The following is a 17,291-nucleotide window of genomic DNA, read 5'->3' on the forward strand; positions in this document are numbered from 1 at the left end:
ATGGGGTAAGCATAGCATGAGATAGCTGTCAATTGCGAATGGTTTGTGGCATCATAGAAAGGGTGGGCAAGCAACATCGAAGCCTGCTTTCCGATAACTAGAGGAATAGGAGAATTATAAATATGGCACTGGATGGCATTGTAACCCGTGCGATTGTACAGGAGCTTCAGATTCTTGTAGGATCGCGTATTAATAAAATTCATCAACCTACCGAGAACGATATCGTATTTCAAATACGCGCACAGCGCGATAACCGTAAATTGCTGTTAAGCGCAAACCCGACGTATCCACGGGTGCAATTTACCGAGCAATCGTTTATGAATCCACAGGAAGCGCCTATGTTTTGTATGCTGATGCGAAAGCATTGTGAAAGCGGCATTATCGAAGCGATCGAACAGGTCGGCATGGAGCGTATTATCCATATGAATATTCGTCAGCGTGACGAGCTAGGCGATGTATCGTTTAAGCGCATCATCATTGAGCTGATGGGGAGACATAGCAATATCATTATTGTCGATCCAGCAAGCGGCAACATTTTGGACGGTATTCATCATGTGACACCAGCGATTAGTAGCTATCGTGTCATTATGCCGGGCTTTCAATATCAAGAACCTCCGCAGCAACACAAACTTAATCCGCTGGAAACGACTGCGGAGCAATTTAACGCAGCATTTACTACGAACGAAGACACACCGTCACGCTGGATCGTGCAAACCTTTACCGGGATTAGCCCATTGATCGCTGACGAGATTGTCTATCGTGCAACAGCTCAGCAGGAAATGGAAGCTACTGACAGCCATGCTACGGATGCGGAACATACGGATAAAGAATGGACTGCGGATATGCTGTGGCATCCTTTTTCCGAGTTGATGGAACAGGTACGTAATGGCGCATTTGCACCGATGAGCGGACTGAATGCCAAAGGCAAAATCGTATTTTCCGCTGTGCCGCTAACCAGTCTTACGGACGAGCAAAAGTCATACGGCTCGATTAGCGAATGTATGGAAGCGTATTATGGCGAAAAAGCAGAGCGCGATACCGTTAAGCAAAAAACGAGCGACCTGCTTCGCTTCCTGCAAAATGAACGCAGCAAAAACATTAAAAAGCTCGATAAGCTGCGTCAAGATCAGCTTGAAGCTGGCGATGCGGAGAAATATCGTATTCAAGGTGAATTGCTATTCGCTTCTCTACACCAGATTAGCAAAGGAGATCGTCAGGTTGAACTGATCAACTTTTATGATGAAGAACAGCGTCCGATCAAGATTCAGCTTGATCCTCAGCTCTCACCTTCCGATAATGCACAGCGTTATTTCAAGCGATATAACAAGTATAAAAACAGTCTTGCCGTCATTGATGAACAGTTGATCAAAACGCATGAGGAAATCGCCTATCTGGATTCCTTGCTGCAACAGCTGAACAGCGCCGCATTACAGGACATCGATGAAATTCGCGAAGAACTAGCCGAGCAAGGCTATGTACGTAATCGTAACAAAAAAGCGAAAAAGAAGAAAAAAGATAATCGCCCAACCTTGCATGTGTATACTTCCAGCGAAGGTATCGAGATGTATGTAGGCAAAAACAATTTGCAAAATGAATACATTACAAATCGTATGGCCAGCAACAATGATACATGGCTGCATACGAAAGATATTCCTGGCTCGCACGTCGTCATCCGTAGCACAGAGTTTGGCGACGCTACACTGGCGGAAGCGGCGCAACTGGCAGCTTATTTCAGCCAGGCTAAAGCATCCAGTAGCGTGCCCGTTGATTATACGTTGATTCGCCATGTGCACAAGCCTAATGGCGCAAAACCGGGATTTGTTATTTATGATCATCAAACGACATTATTTATTACACCGGATGAAGAAGTGGTAAAAGGGCTTGAAAGTACGATCAAAGTTTAATCGTGGAGATGATGGGGGCCTTTGATTGGGTGCTTAAGTATGAAATTCATGGTGTGAGTGTTATGAATGGTTTGAAGCTATTGTGGACGTAGATTTAAGCTTGTTATAGCTGTATCACTGTATAGCGTGATCGCCGTGAATATCGATTAAAGAATTTGTTTGACTGTAATGGGCTTGACCACTCCGGGAAGGAATAAGGGGACGGACTCAGGTGGAGCCGCGGGAATCTACTGGATTAGGAGTTAATTGTAGATTCCCGCCCCTCCAAAGTCGTCCTTTCCCCTTATTTCCTTCCCTACGTTCTGTGCTTAGATGTCCCTTTTTTAACACCTAAATTCAAACTACCAATACCTGTTGTTTATGCTACTATCTATGTACTACCTGAACTATAGCTATTCATTTTATATTCGATTGAAACCATCTTTCCTTTAAAAAAGATCAAAATGAGTAAAAAAGATCAAATGAGCGTTTAAGCACATAATCAGTCATATTTCAAATGCTCGCGTACAGCACAATATTCATGTCTCAGTCAGCTATTCAATTAACAACAAAAGCTTCTTCGTTAGCGCAATAATGCTGCCAACGAAGAAGCTTTTTTAATGAATATGCTCATTTTTTAATAAGTATGCTTATGATAGGGTTAGATTTTTCGTGATTACACGATTCGCAATATGATACATAAGTTATACATGTACAAACTAATATAGATGAATGAGCTACTATTTACTATCGCCCATTGAATGTGAGTGCAGCAAGTAAGGATACTAAGAAGCACTGTTTGTAGCTTCATTTTCCGTTCTAGTTTCAGCTCTAGTTTTACTTTGCTATATCGATTTTAGATATTCTCATGTGCATGATGTCATGCCTCGACTCTAGTTGTCTATTTGTATAGATTGATGTTAATCAAATCAGCTTTACACCGGATAGCTTGGACTAGCTAATTATAGCGGTAAGTCTTTGGCGCGATGCAGGTGGATAAGTGGGTATGGGCGTCCCTGGCTATCCTGGGGGGACGTGCCTGTTACTTTGAAGCCGAGGCGTTGGTAGAAGCCGACGGCTTGTGTGTTTTGTTCATTGACGTCTGTCGAGATATTGCCTTGTAAATGGATGGCATGTTCGATTAAGGCTTTTCCGATGCCTTTTCCGTGATGGGCGGGATCGATAAATAGGGCTTCGATATGGTGGCCATCAAGTAGCATGAAGCCGAGTGCTTGATCGGATTCGTCGACGGCTAACCAGAGTGGGGCATTCGGCAGAAAGCTTTGGACTTCGTGTTCTATTTCGCTACGGTGCTCGGGTGTGAGGAAATGATGTGTTGCGTCGACCGCATCGCGCCAAATGTCGATTGCACGCTCCATATCGGATGTATTGGAATTGCGTATGCGCATAGTAGTCTACTCCTTTGCTGTGCTGTTTTATATCTGCTGGTTGCTGGTTGCAAAATAATACTCATTGAGAAGGCATGGGGCTTTAGTGTCTCGCATCAGCTTGATCCGATGCAGCTTATGTAGAGGGCTTAGTTAGCCCTCATTATTAGTGTTGCTCCTAGTTCACTTGCTTGCTGCATCGCGAAGCTGCTGGATTACCGCAACTGGAACCTTGCGTCCGCCTAGAGGGCCATGAAATACCTTGCCCTGACGTTCACCGTGATAATCAGAGCCACCGGTAACGATCAGACTTCGCTGTTCAGCTAGCTTCAAGTAGCGTTGCTCATCCTCTGGAGAGTGGTCGGAATGATACACTTCGATGCCTGCCAATCTGCTACGATCGAAAATACGTGCGACCAGATCGTCATCCCCGTACAAGCCCGGATGTGCCATCACCGGCACGCCGCCTGCTTCCAAAATCCATGCTGTCGCTTCCATCGGAGTAATGCGTGGCGGCGATACATAGGCAGCAGCGCCCTGCGCCAAATACTTATCAAATGCTTCACGCATATCGCTAACATAGCCTTTCGCCACCAGCGTATCGGCCATATGAGGACGCCCGATACTCTCATCCGGTAACAATTCTCGTCCCAATTGAGCGATTACATCATCCATCGTAATGTGCAAGCCAAGTTCACGTAGTTTCTCCAAAATCAGCTCATTACGTTCATCGCGAATACGACGCAAGCCTTCGAGCCGTTGCAGCAACATCGTATCCGTTGTATCGAGATAATAACCGAGAATATGAATGTCTTTACCGTCCTCCATCGTACTAATTTCCACACCTGGAACGACGATAATCCCATGCTGCTCCGCAGCGGCTATCGCTTCGGCGACACCTGCGACAGTATCATGATCGGTAATCGCAATTGCACCAAGACCTGCTTCAGCAGCCAGCTTCACATTGTCAGCAGGTGTGTTCATGCCATCCGACGCCTGTGTATGCGTATGGAGATCAGCAAATGCCAGCTGCACCTGATGTTGATTGTCCATTTTATACACTTCCTTTCCTTATGACTGGATCTGAATAAAAAATCCAAATAAACAAAGCTCCTTTGCATTGCTTCTATTTCCTCTATTGCCTATATTCGTCGTTTTGTTGCTCTTATTCGTTGTAATGTATCGAATACTCGTCGCATCGACAGTATGCGTATCATTACTCTTAAATTCATCGATTCAATCAAGCGAATGCTCCTGTAAAAATTGCAAAAACGCCGTAGCCGGCATCCGCAACAATGTCGATTTTAACTGAATCGAATAAAATTGGCGCGGAAAGGACATGCCTTCAATGGTCAGCACTTTGAGCAGTCCAAGTGCAACTTCATGCTTTACAGAAGATGGCGACAACACCGTAATCCCTAAACCTGCTTCCACCGCTGATTTTACTGCCCCTGTACTGCCCAGCTCCATCACAGTACGAATACGTGACAGCTCGACATGATGGCGAATGAGTTCCTCCTCCATCACCTGACGCGTACCAGAGCCTTTTTCACGTAATACAAATGAATGCTCCAACACATCATCCAATGTGACCTGCTCCTGCGTTGCCAGCGGATGCTGGGCGGGTACGATGAGTTTCAGTTCATCCTGCATAACAGGCGTAATCGTCATATCAGGATGCTCTACAGGTGCCTCAATCAAGCCAAAATCAAGCTGATTCCGACTAATTTCATCCAAAATCTGCGTCGTATTCATAATTTTCAATACAACTTTCATATCGGGATAGCGCTGACCTAATGGTACGAGCAGACGTGGCAATACATATTCGCCAATCGTATTGCTTGCCCCTAATACTAAACGCCCGGCCAGATCATCCGTAAAACGCGACATCGCTGCATCCGTTTCCCGCATCAGATCGATTCCGCGTCGGGCAAAGGGCATTAGCGCATGTCCTGCTTCCGATAGTTGAATCCGCTTGGTCGTCCGGTTAAACAACCGAGTACCAAAGTGTTCCTCCAGCGACTGCACCTGCATCGTCACCGCAGGCTGTGTCATATGAAGCGCTTGAGCTGCTGCCGAGAAGCTGCCGCGCTCAGCTACCGTATAAAAAATATGCAATTGATGAAAGTTAAACGCCACTTCCGCTTCCCTCCTTGATCCTATCTTCCATTGTAACCGATTTACATAAACCCGCAAAACGACGAATCCAGGCATAACAAAAAGAGCCTGCCCGTGCAGACTCTTTTCCAGATAAACCCTATATCATTGATCTATAATAGGCTTATAGATGCAAAGTAGTTTGCTATACATTTTATGGTGCAACAACAACCATTTTTTTGCTTATATGACAATTATTGATTCACGTCCGTGTTATTGGAAGTGTCTATCTACGTTTACGGCTATTTTTGATTAGTGTCATACGACGGGAGTGTCTTAACCATGAATAATAAGACTTCAGATCACGCAACTCGATCGTCTCGGACATTTTTCCGAGAAAGGTAACGACGATCATCTTGTGGAGCGGATTGCCCGTCAGATCATATTCGCCAGGCAGTTCAGCAAATTCAGCAACGACAACGATATCTTCGTCAATTAAGTATACGTCCTCTTCCTTACGGTAGTACGATACGATGCGATTTTGCTTTAAACTTTCCCACATGAATCCAGCGATATCCTCAATCGGGGTCTGACCTTTAGCGATGCGATCATTGTAACGACTGATGGCATGGTTCGTAATTACGATGTCTGCTACTTTCTTTTCTCCAAGTACAACATGGAAAGGTTCATATGTGCTCCAGCGCTCCATGATTTTGTCTCTCATTAATTATTCACTCCCCATCTTCACAGGTCTTTCATGTAAGTAATTTCCCCTTTATACCTATGCGTTATGCACCTCAAGACCTATACAGAGGGGCGATATGGCGCTGTATAGTCTGCCGACTTTGCAACCTAGCTTATCATTTGCATTCCAAAGTTACTTATTCATTTAATTGACTACTAAATCAGTACTTGAGTCCCACTAAGCATTATATCGACACTTTCCTACTATCTTTTAACCCATATCTACAAAAAGTTAAAAATATCACTTATATATTTTTCAAATTAATTACATTTACTCCCTTTTTACACAAAAGACAACGATTGGAAATGAAACCGTTTACGCCTTATATACAAAAAAGCGGCCGGGTGGCCGCTGACTTGTTAACCTTCTCCAGAGCGGCAGGCTGCGACTTCGTGTGTTCGAATGCTGCCTGCATCTTCGAGAGAATGACTGCTAAACGAAAGGACACTGCTCAAACAGCCGTCCTGTTGTGCTATCCATCTGGCATCATACCTGTCGCTCGTTTATATACCAAAAAACTGTGTTGGGTCGGGTACCTTTTTGCTGTACTCGGTTTTGATCTCGTTTCGATAGGAACGCTCCACTTTGCGTACATAGGAGAGACGGGACATATTTTTCACGATATCTTGTTCTCGATCTGCATTCACATACATCACGACATAATGCATACGGCGTGAAATATAGTGTACACAGCCGTATTTTTCTAAATTACGTGCAGCTTTGATATCGCTAACCCAGATAATATAACCGATACGTTCTGGAAATTTTGCTTCTTCTTTCGTTACTTCTTCTTTTAGCGGATGATTATCCGCATCCACATGAGCCTCCACTGCCACATCCGCCTCCTTTTGGTAAAGGATCATTACTTGGAACTTTGATCGTCTGGGAAACAGAATGTGCAATCGTCTCCGACATCTCGTACAGCATTCGATCCAGATTGTTCTCCGCTTCGGTAAAACGGCGCACAGCCTCGATCTGCTGCATCTCCTCCTGAACCGCTTCCACTTCTTCGCGTGCAGCATGATAGTTCGGGTGGAAATGCCCAAAACGCTGAGTTTCCTCGAATAGCTCCTTCTTGCTGTTCAACTTAATGATCAAACGCTGGACGTCTGGATGCTGCTGCATCCGTTCTTTCCAATATAAATAATTAGCGACTTCGATAGAATTGTTGATCATATCGCCTAGATCATAGGCGGATAATAAAACTTCGGCCATATCAACCGTTCTCGTCTCGGTAGCGCTCATGAAGTTCATCCCATTCCTCTATAATAATAGACAGTATGTGTTGCAACTGTCCCTATCATCATAGCATAAGAAAAGAACAGATTAGAAGCCCCTTTCCAAAAAACGGGTACCTCATGTGATTGATTCTGCCATCAGCAGGTTAGCCAGCACTGTCAACGATCGTCTACCTATGACACGTGATGTTCATTGATAACGCCTTCCGTTTCAGTAGCCGCTTCAGCCAGATAATCCTCTGCTAACGCCGCCAGCATACGAGCCGCATTCAGCATGGACGACTCATCAATATCAAAGCGTGCATGATGATGCGGATATGTTGCACCTGTCGATTCATTACCTGCCCCAACAAAAATAAAGCAACCTGGAATCCGCTGGACATAATAGGCAAAATCCTCTGCTGGCATCATGGGCGGCGTTTGCACCACATGCGATTCACCAAATACAGAACGGCCAACTCGGAAAAAGCGCTCCGTCTCACCCGCATGGTTTACTAGCGTCGGATAGCCCATCATATATTCAATAGAAGCTTCTGCATCATTCAATGCACATAATTGCTGACTCACCTCATAAATCCGGCGCTTGATCAGCATACGTGTCTCGTCGTCGAAAGTACGCACTGTACCTGTAATCCGGCTCGTTTCAGCGATAATGTTTTGCGCACTTCCACTATTAAACGTACCTACCGTCAATACAGCAGGCTGTAACGGGTTCACATTGCGGCTGACGATCGATTGTAGCTGTACAACGAGCTGAGCGCCAATTAACAGGCTATCCACCGCCATATGAGGCATACCGCCATGTCCGCCCTTACCTTTAATATCGATAAAAAATTCATCGGTTGAAGCCATAAGCGGCCCTGGTGCACTGGCAAGCTGACCGGATGGAAACGGCGTCCACAGATGAACACCGTAGATCACATCTACACCTTCAAGCGCGCCAGCCTCAATCATTTTCAGTGCTCCGCCTGGACATACTTCCTCAGCCGGCTGGAAAATGAAGCGAATCTCGCCTTGCAGCTGATCCTGGCGCTCACTAAAATAACGCGCAACCGCCAGCAATCCAGCCATATGTCCATCATGCCCACATGCATGCATCACCCCAGGGACCTGTGATGCATATTCACATTGCTTCTCATCTTGAATCGGCAGTGCATCCATATCGGCTCGCAATGCTACCGTCTTACCGGGCTTTGTCCCACGGATCACACCAATCAAGCCGGTATCTCCCACTTGTTCACGTACTTCTATCCCAAATGAACGTAACTTTTCCGCGACAAAACTCATCGTCCCATGTTCCTCATAGGACAGCTCAGGATGCATATGCAAATGCCGCCTCCACTGTACCATTTCCGGAAACAGGGCGTTCCAATTGTAGTCCCCCATCTGACGGTTCCTCCCTTTATCTTCCGGTTTGTCTGTTTTGCTTTTGATCGCACTGATTCATCGCTCAGCAACGGGTTAAATAACTCTTTAGGCATTATTTTGACGGAAAAGCAGTAGTTTGTAAAATCATCTTTTACATTCCCCATTTTCTTCGATTTATAGAGACTCATTTACAGTTGAAAGCCCCGTCAGAGCTTGCACCTATGCTCAAAACGTAATATCATGAAAAAATGAACTTAACATAATTTTGCAGGCATCTTAAAACAAGGAGGATTTGTACATGACCTTTACCCTTTCATACGGTCATCGTGTTCTGTCACTTTTGTACATATCCGTTCCGTTACTGGAGATACATCATGAACAAAATTAGACAACCCGCATCCGGTCCAGGCACTCAAAGTCTTGCCAATCGGTACCGCAGCGGCGGTAATAAACGTACTAGCAATGTGCGCAATATTCCGAAACCGTCGGAACCTAATCGTAAAATTGTGAAGCAGGGTGCGCCCGATTTTCAATTGCTCGTACTCACATTCATACTTGTCGGCTTTGGCATCTTAATGGTATTCAGTGCTAGCTCAAGCCTTACATTTACGAGTGAAAAATTCAATTATGATTCGATGTATTTCACAAAACGGCATATTGTGTTTGCCATCGTTGGATTCATCGCCATGTTTTTTGCGATGAAGGCGCATTACAGTAAGTACAAAAAATGGTTTGCTCCCTTTTTTATGGGGACGCTCCTATTGCTTGTAGCCGTATTAATTATCGGTGGCAAAATTAACGGTGCACGAAGCTGGATTCAGCTTCCGGCAGGCGCATCGATTCAGCCAGCTGAGTTTGCCAAACTAGCTGTCATTTTATACTTGTCCGCATTAATTGCCAAAAAAGGCGAACGACTTCGCGATCTGCGTACCGGTTATATTCCAGTCATGCTCATTGTCGGGCTTGTCGCCGGTCTGATCATGCTTCAGCCCGATCTCGGTTCCTGTATGATTCTGGTCGCAACCGCAGGCCTGATCATTTACGCAGGTGGCGCCAGTGTAAAGCATATATTTGCTTCGGTCGCTTTACTTGTACTTGGGGCAGCGCTCGTGTTCGGGGTGAACTCGCTGTTCAGTCATGATAGCAGTGAGAAAGGCGATTCAAACTACCGGATGGGCCGGATTGAGACATTTATCAATCCATTTGCCGATGAAAAGGGCGCAGGTTACAATATGATTCAATCGTTAACAGCGATCGGACAGGGTGGCTTTAGCGGTTCAGGTTTTGGACAGAGTATTCAGAAGCTGCACTATTTGCCTAACCCGTATAATGATTTTATTTTCTCCGTGATCGGTGAAGAATTTGGCTTTGTGGGCACGACGCTATTTTTACTCGCTTATGCTTACTTTATCGTCCGAGGCATATGGATTGCGATCCGCTGTCCAGATATTTTCGGTACGCTGGTCGGTGTCGGTATTATGGGCATGTTCGCTATACAGGCGTTTATTAATATCGGCGGGGTAACGAATACGATTCCACTAACCGGTGTACCGTTGCCGTTTATTAGTTATGGGGGTACATCGCTAGTCGTGATGATGCTCAGTATGGGTATTATGCTTAGTATCTCCCGTGAAACGCATCGCGCGCTGGCAGAGCAGCAAGAAAAGGGCAGCACGAGCGCCACACGTCGACAATCGATTTCAATGCGTATGAAATAATACCCGGCATAGAGAAGCTGCGTAATCGATCCATTCAGTAAAATCGATCCTGCTGAATCGATTTTACTACATTGATCCAATTCAAAATTAGAGTCTGTATAGGTGAGAACGGGCTTTATAGCCAAATAACAAAAAGGAACGACAAGGTTTGCGCCCGTCGTTCCTTTTTGTTGTCTATCCATGTATGTGCATGCATGATCAGCTGATCACATTACTTTAAACGGGTGGTTGGAGCTTCGGTTCTTATCGGTATCCATCAGCTCATCCTTGAAGGCCACGCCTTCCACCTTCACGTTCACTTCAACGACCTTCAAGCCAGTCAGCGTCTCTACAGCTTCGCGAACATTTTGCTGAAGCATACGGCATACTTCATGAATCGGTGTTTCATATAACACAATAATACGAAGATCGATCGCTGCCTCCAGCTGTCCCACTTCTACTGTTACGCCCTTTTGTACATTTTTTCCGCTCAGACGCTTGGCAAAACCTTCCGATAAACCGCCTGACATTGCAGCGATTCCCGGTGTTTCCAGTGCGGCCATGCCCGCCACCTTTGCTACGACGTCATCGGCAATCTTGATTGTGCCCATATCCAATTGTAATGACTCGGTCATGTCCATCCTCCTTTGGACTTGAACCCTTCAAGCAATAAGGCATGAATACCTACTCCCCCTCATAGAACAGTACACATAAAGCTTCGTTCCGATAGGTTAGTTGACCGTTACTATAAGCTAATCCATACAGTATACAATCCAGCTTATTTCACAGTGAGCATACATACCGCGGCTACGCCGGTTCAAATCACGTAATTCGTACACCTCTATTTTATTGCATCTGACGCGGATATTCAAAATTAATATTTTGTCACTTTGTGATGCTTGCTCACTTGCGTTTACTTTTACAGGTATATTGGGTATATTGTTTAAGAATTTACATAGTGAGGTGGCTTTATGAAAAAGCACATATCTACCATTCTACTTGCAATCTTTTTCGTACTGAGTGCTGTCGCGCATTATGCTGGCTTCAATCCGGTGCTCCAGTTTATCTTCTCAGCCATCGCTGTTATTCTGGTCGCTGGCTTTCTGGGAAGAGCAACGGAAAGTGTTGCCCATTACGCCGGACAACGTCTGGGCGGCTTTTTGAATGCTACGTTTGGTAATGCAGCGGAGCTGATCATTGCGATCATGCTGCTTCGCGAAGGTTTATACGACATGGTCAAAGCGAGTTTGACCGGTTCGATTATCGGGAACTTGCTGCTCGTGCTCGGTCTGAGCATTTTTGCAGGCGGTCTCAAGCATAAGGTGCAGAACTTTAATGTTGCACTGGCCAATATGAACGGATCACTGATGATCGTTGCGGTTATCGCTTTGTTCGTACCGGCATTGTTCTTGAATACACACTCGATCACCCATCCACAGGTGAATACGCTCAGTCTGATCGTTGCAGGATTATTAATCCTCGCGTACATTGCCTGGCTGATCTTCTCAATGGTAACGCATAAGCACTATTTGGAAGATGTAAAATTGACACCTGTTAGTGCAGGCGGTCATGGGGCAGGTGCAGGTATTCCTCAAGTGAACAGCGCTGTAGCGACTGGGGCAGACTCTCAACCAGCGAGCACAAGTACAGCTGACACCCATGAGGAAGAGCAACCTGACTGGTCCAAAAAGCGCTCGATCTTGTATCTGCTGATCGCTACGGTCATGACGGCCTTTGTCAGTGAATGGCTTGTGGGCACACTGGAAACGTTCACTACCAGCTTTGGCTTTAGCGAGCTGTTTGTCGGTGCATTTGTAGTCGCGATTATCGGTAATGCGGCAGAGCATAGCGCGGCGATTCTGCTAGCGATGAAAAATAAGATCGGCGCCTCGGTTGAAATCGCCGTCGGCAGCAGTTTGCAAATCGCTTTATTCGTAGCACCTGTGCTCGTATTTGTTAGCTTTTTCCTCGGCAATACGATGGATATTGTGTTCACCACGCTGGAGCTAGTTGCAATTATGGTATCCGTCTTTATCGCCAAGTCGATTATTCAAGATGGCTCCACCAACTGGTATGAAGGCTTACTGCTAATCGTTGTGTATATTATTCTCGGTGTATCGTTTTATCTTGTATAAGCATAGAATCGTATACGCACAAAAAATGCCTGTACTCTCTCAGGGAGTACAGGCATCTCTATGTGATCCGGGCTGCTATTCAGCAGCCTGTGTCTTATTATTCATCGCTTCATACAGTACGGATAGATTACGCTCCAGATTGCTAATGAGCTGCTTTCCTACCGGCTCGGACACCAGACCGGCACGAATTGCAAAGTCAACTTCTTTGGAAAAACCGTAAACTTGTGTATCCAGCACTTCCTCATAGAGCGGACAATAACGCGTGTCCAAATTCTCCATCTGGATTTCAATCAATTTCTCAATTTTATCTGCATCTCCTTGAAGGAGATTTAATGCTTTTATATTCAACTGTTCTTGCAGATCAGATGAAGTCATGTTTTTCCCCCCTATGTTCGAGAACTCTCGGCCATTACTACTCCTAATATTAGACGAAATTGAAAGGCAATACAAGAACCTGCCGTCAAATCCGATTGAATTATCTTATATTTAAAATAATAACTTGCTCTATGTATTCTAATCGTTGTTCTCACTTTCAGTAAAATATAAAATGCTGTCCCTCCGAGGAAGGACAGCACTTTGTAATCAATCATTATCAGCTAGCTTGACGTGCAGACCATGCTTTTCGAAAACGGCAACGACCGCTTCTTTTGCTGCTTCTTCATCCGGGCCATGAACATGAAGTTCATACTGGTGATTGGTGACCAGCGTCGTGAACAACCCGAGAATACTTTTAACGTCGATAAATTTGGTTTCATATTGCAGTACGATGGACGATGTGAACTGACCCGCAGTTTGTGCAATTTCTACCACTGCTGCATTGTTCGTGTTGCTAGTTGCCATTGAAACCCCTCCTACCCTTCACTTTAGTGTTTATTCACACAGTTTTCCCTACCATCATAAATGAATACGCTTTCTTATGCAACTGCTTTCTTGCGCCTCAATATGAAAAAGAGATCATAAGCGATAAGCCCACCAAATACGGCGCCTTATCTATCTTATAACCCCTTTTCCCACTATATTTAACCTTGTAATTGCATTATATTGCGAAGCAGCTTATTTCAAGTTTTCCGGGTTGAGCGGCTCTAGCTCAGGCAGTACAAAATGTCCATCCTTACGGATCAGCACATCATCAAAATAAATTTCGCCGCCACCGTATTCTGGACGCTGGATAAATACGAGATCCCAGTGAATCGAAGACCGGTTACCGTTATCGGTTTCTTCGTATGCTTGCCCTGGTGTAAAGTGGAAGCTGCCTGCGATTTTCTCATCAAACAGAATATCTTTCATCGGATGCAAAATATGCGGATTAAAGCCAATCGCAAATTCGCCGATATAGCGTGCACCTTCATCGGAATCGAGAATGCTGTTCAGCTTATCCGTATCATTGCTCGTCGCTTCGACAATTTTGCCATGTTCAAAACGGAAGCTTACATTTTCAAAGCTGGTGCCGTTGTAGACGGTTGGTGTATTGTACGTAATCGTACCGTTGACCGAATCACGTACCGGCGCACTGAATACTTCGCCATCTGGAATATTGCGATGACCGGAGCATTTTTTGGCACCGATGTCTTTAATGGAAAATGTCAGATCGGTTTTGTCGCCAACGAGACGCACTTTGTCTGTACGATCCATCAGTGCTTTGAGCGCATCCTGAGCTTTATCCATTTTCGCGTAATCCAGGTTGCATACGTTGAAATAGAAGTCTTCGAACGCTTCGGTGCTCATGCCTGCTAGCTGCGCCATGCTTGCATTTGGATAGCGAAGCACGACCCATTTCGTATGCTTCACACGCTGCTCGCTATGTATGACATGCTGGTAGAAACGATTATACATTTTCAGCTTGTCATCCGGTACGTCAGCCAGGTCGTTAATATTCTCGCCTGCACGAATACCGATATAGCCTTGCATTTGCTTCATACGCTCCAGATCAAGTGCTGCCCATGTCTTCAGGCTTGCCTCCGTTGCATTGATCAGCATTGCGCGTTGTACTTTGCGATCGGTCAATTGTACGAATACATTGCCTCCACGTGCTCCAACCTCATGGATTACGGCGTTCAACAGATCGCGCTCCGTTCCGATCATCTCAACTAACACATTCTCACCCGGTTGTACGTCAATCGAATATTGTACCAGATTTCTGGCTAATGTTTGCACTCTTGGGTCCTGCATTCCTATTCATCCTCTCCTGATTTTTGAACAATGGTTAATTATTCAACGACTAGTGTACCATGCTCATTACGTAATGTCTTTAATTCAAGCCATATTCCCTGCAACCATTCAGTCGCTATGTACATCAAAACCCGCCATTATCTCTTATAACAGAATATACTGGCGGGTATAGAAAACGCAGTAAAAACGATGCTGCCGGTCACTACTGTACTAGCATTTATTTCTAAAACCTATATCGTCCCATTACGGACGAAGACTCAAATCGAGGCATACTTGATTACGTCCACTATGCTTCGCTTGATAAAGTGCACGGTCTGCTCGATAAAATAACGATTCCACACTCACGTCCTGATCTTTCCAGTTCCAGTCGGCGATACCGCACGATACCGTCACCATTGGATTCGTTTCTTCCGATACAGCGATCCGTATTTCTTCCGCAATCGTGTGTGCACGGCTCTTGTCTACCTGTGGGAAATAGACCGCTAATTCCTCACCACCCCAGCGAGCAGCAATATCACCATCACGAATTAAACGCTGGATCACACGACTCACTTGCTTCAGCACCTCATCACCCACCTGATGACCATACGTGTCATTAACTGCTTTGAATTTATCGATATCGACCATCAGCAAGGAGCCACTGTAAGTTGCATTTTGATAATTTTTAATCGATTCATCCAGATAACGACGCTGATACAGACCGGTTAGTGCATCCTTGCTTGCCATACGGCTCAGCTCGGCATGCAAGCTCGCGTTGGATACAGCCAGTCCGATATGGGTCGTAATGACTTGCAGCAATTTGAAATTATCATACGAGAAATAATGACGGTCGCTATGTCCGAGGAAAATAGCTCCGTTCACTTCGCCACCACTCATCATCGGTGAAGCGATCATCGAGCATGCACCTGTTTCACGCATAAACACAGAATCAACACCTCGGTTGCTGCAATAATCTGAGAGGATAATCGGCTCTTTATCGCGGTACAAAATACCTGTCAGCCCTTCCTCTTGATCGACCGTGCAACCGATCAGATGCTCCACATTGCCATCGATAACTTCAAATACGCCTTTCTCCTGATCGAGATACATCGCAACGACAAAGTCAGCCCCAAATACTTGCAGTAACTCATCTGCGGCAAATTTGAAAATCTGCTGTAAATGTAAACTTTGATTCATCCGTTTCGATATATCATTAATGAGGCGCAAATCCTCATTCATTAGCTTGGATTGCTCGTATAGTTTTGCATTTTCAAACGTCCGCCCTGCTGCATCGGCAATTACAGCGAGCAGCTCTAAATCTTCTTCCTCCAGCGGCACTTCAGACAGCAAATGGAACACACCGTATACACCCTGTTTGCCCATCAACGGAATCGCTGTCTCCATCTGATCGGAATGCCCTTCAGAGCGAGAATGAACTTCCACCGCCACTTCACCTGTTGTAAACGAGCGCACACACATATCTTCCAGCGGACTTTGCAGCTGTAGCAGCTTGACGCGTGGAATCGTAGTCTCGTAATCCTGTGCTACAAGTAGCTCAAATCGAACCTGCGGATACATCTGATCGACGATATCAAACATTTCATGAATCAACGCATCGATTTCAAATTTATCATACATCCGCTGGATAACTTGAAATAGCACTGAACGGCGTTGTGCCTCACGTTCAACGACAGTAGCCGAATAGAGCATATCGGCTACATACGTATATTCAAAGCGTTTATAAAAAGTCGCTGCATAATACATACTGAGAATTTCCAACTCATTCAGTGACAACGGATGCTCTGGTGCCACGATACAGGCAAGCAGTGCAAAACATTGCTGATGATTGCGTGTATACAGCGGCATAGCCATCACCTGGGAGTACCCTACAGCCGCTGCTTTAGACTGGGTTCGACCTTCTGTAGCATGACGTAGACGCAATGCTTCTGCTGCTACTATTTGTACTCCTTCACATAAGCTATCATGTGCACGACTCGGGCGCACAAGCGGTTTTAACTCATTATTAAATAAAAACCAGTTCGCCTTGCCCACTCTGTCCAGCGCAGCATTTTGCTGCAACCAGTCGGACAGGCTCTCCTCCAGCAGTGGTTCGATGTGCGGGAAATCGGAGGCTGTAATATCGACATTTTGCAGCCAGAACGACTCGTCTGCCACGGGCACGACTGGATATGAGGTCTGTTGATCTTCAGTACGCCAGTTCTGTGCAGGCGAGTTCCACGAATTGTTTGACATAAAAGCCTCCCCAATTTCTACGCTGTATATTCCATAAAGCATATTTCATATTTGTTGTAATATATACAGTTACATACTTAATTATGCTATTTTAACATGATGTTTTTGCCAAAAAGAAACAATCGCATTAAAATGCGGTCCTGCCTTTATCTCTATATTTGTAACCATTTCTATTACTTCGAAAAAACCAAAAATAGTTCAGCCTGTATAGAGCGAAATCGGTTTACTATTTATATCGGTAATCTCGAAAAAAATATCAATAATTATTTCCGCGAAAATGATTGACTTTGTTATTTTTGATGCGATATAATTTATCCTTGATGAAGAATGGATAGATTC

At 45.0% G+C, this 17,291-nt stretch carries 15 protein-coding genes; 3 read left to right on the plus strand and 12 right to left on the minus strand.

Going from position 1 to position 17,291, the window contains the following annotated elements:
• Positions 1 to 122: 122 nt before the first annotated feature.
• Positions 123 to 1,904, plus strand: coding sequence for an Rqc2 family fibronectin-binding protein (locus AAHF22_RS19355; RefSeq protein WP_347326658.1), 1,782 nt, complete (start codon positions 123 to 125; stop codon positions 1,902 to 1,904).
• Positions 1,905 to 2,845: 941 nt separating this feature from the next.
• Here AAHF22_RS19355 and AAHF22_RS19360 read toward each other — a convergent pair.
• From AAHF22_RS19360 to AAHF22_RS19390, 7 genes are all read right to left on the minus strand, one after another.
• The gene (locus AAHF22_RS19360; RefSeq protein WP_347326659.1) at positions 2,846 to 3,292 is read right to left on the minus strand and encodes an acetyltransferase; all 447 of its coding nucleotides are present in this window, start codon (positions 3,290 to 3,292) and stop codon (positions 2,846 to 2,848) included.
• A gap of 162 nt (positions 3,293 to 3,454) precedes the next feature.
• A complete protein-coding gene (locus tag AAHF22_RS19365) occupies positions 3,455 to 4,324 on the minus strand; it encodes a PHP domain-containing protein (RefSeq protein WP_347326660.1) in 870 nt (289 codons plus the stop codon).
• A 183-nt stretch (positions 4,325 to 4,507) separates the two neighbouring features.
• On the minus strand, positions 4,508 to 5,410 hold the full coding sequence (locus AAHF22_RS19370) for a selenium metabolism-associated LysR family transcriptional regulator (protein WP_347326661.1): 903 nt from the start codon (positions 5,408 to 5,410) through the stop codon (positions 4,508 to 4,510).
• Positions 5,411 to 5,654: 244 nt separating this feature from the next.
• Positions 5,655 to 6,092 carry a hypothetical protein gene (locus AAHF22_RS19375; protein WP_347326662.1) on the minus strand — a complete coding sequence of 146 codons (438 nt, stop codon included), beginning with the start codon at positions 6,090 to 6,092 and terminating at the stop codon, positions 5,655 to 5,657.
• 524 nt (positions 6,093 to 6,616) lie between these two features.
• Complete coding sequence (locus AAHF22_RS19380; protein WP_347326699.1) at positions 6,617 to 6,943, minus strand: YlbG family protein; 327 nt, start codon at positions 6,941 to 6,943, stop codon at positions 6,617 to 6,619.
• Positions 6,918 to 7,358, minus strand: a complete 441-nt coding sequence (locus AAHF22_RS19385) for a YlbF/YmcA family competence regulator (RefSeq protein WP_347326700.1) — start codon at positions 7,356 to 7,358, stop codon at positions 6,918 to 6,920. The genes AAHF22_RS19380 and AAHF22_RS19385 overlap by 26 nt, the downstream gene beginning before the upstream one ends.
• A gap of 167 nt (positions 7,359 to 7,525) precedes the next feature.
• On the minus strand, positions 7,526 to 8,737 hold the full coding sequence (locus AAHF22_RS19390; RefSeq protein WP_347326663.1) for a M20 metallopeptidase family protein: 1,212 nt from the start codon (positions 8,735 to 8,737) through the stop codon (positions 7,526 to 7,528).
• A gap of 356 nt (positions 8,738 to 9,093) precedes the next feature.
• On the opposite strand from AAHF22_RS19390, the gene ftsW reads away from it, so the two are divergent.
• The gene (ftsW, locus tag AAHF22_RS19395; protein WP_347326664.1) at positions 9,094 to 10,437 is read left to right on the plus strand and encodes a putative lipid II flippase FtsW; all 1,344 of its coding nucleotides are present in this window, start codon (positions 9,094 to 9,096) and stop codon (positions 10,435 to 10,437) included.
• A 206-nt stretch (positions 10,438 to 10,643) separates the two neighbouring features.
• Here the strand turns inward: ftsW and AAHF22_RS19400 are convergent, their stop codons facing one another.
• Positions 10,644 to 11,051 (minus strand): Asp23/Gls24 family envelope stress response protein, encoded by a 408-nt coding sequence (locus AAHF22_RS19400; protein WP_347326665.1) that lies wholly within the window; start codon positions 11,049 to 11,051, stop codon positions 10,644 to 10,646.
• A 336-nt stretch (positions 11,052 to 11,387) separates the two neighbouring features.
• Here AAHF22_RS19400 and AAHF22_RS19405 point away from each other — a divergent pair, with 336 nt between their 5' ends.
• Positions 11,388 to 12,551 (plus strand): calcium:cation antiporter, encoded by a 1,164-nt coding sequence (locus AAHF22_RS19405; RefSeq protein WP_347326666.1) that lies wholly within the window; start codon positions 11,388 to 11,390, stop codon positions 12,549 to 12,551.
• Between the two features lie 75 nt (positions 12,552 to 12,626).
• On the opposite strand, the gene AAHF22_RS19410 is transcribed toward AAHF22_RS19405, so the two are convergent.
• The 4 genes from AAHF22_RS19410 to AAHF22_RS19425 all read right to left on the minus strand — a co-directional run bounded on the left by AAHF22_RS19410 (position 12,627) and on the right by AAHF22_RS19425 (position 16,952).
• Complete coding sequence (locus AAHF22_RS19410; RefSeq protein WP_188775111.1) at positions 12,627 to 12,926, minus strand: Fpa/YlaN family protein; 300 nt, start codon at positions 12,924 to 12,926, stop codon at positions 12,627 to 12,629.
• Between the two features lie 207 nt (positions 12,927 to 13,133).
• Positions 13,134 to 13,391, minus strand: a complete 258-nt coding sequence (locus tag AAHF22_RS19415; protein ID WP_188775110.1) for an HPr family phosphocarrier protein — start codon at positions 13,389 to 13,391, stop codon at positions 13,134 to 13,136.
• Positions 13,392 to 13,604: 213 nt separating this feature from the next.
• A complete protein-coding gene (locus AAHF22_RS19420; protein WP_347326667.1) occupies positions 13,605 to 14,720 on the minus strand; it encodes an aminopeptidase in 1,116 nt (371 codons plus the stop codon).
• A gap of 243 nt (positions 14,721 to 14,963) precedes the next feature.
• A complete protein-coding gene (locus AAHF22_RS19425; RefSeq protein ID WP_347326668.1) occupies positions 14,964 to 16,952 on the minus strand; it encodes a sensor domain-containing diguanylate cyclase in 1,989 nt (662 codons plus the stop codon).
• Positions 16,953 to 17,291 lie beyond the last annotated feature (339 nt).

Origin of the sequence: Paenibacillus wenxiniae, assembly GCF_039822605.1 — a bacterium.
Classification (GTDB): Bacteria; Bacillota; Bacilli; order Paenibacillales; family Paenibacillaceae; genus Saccharibacillus; species Saccharibacillus wenxiniae.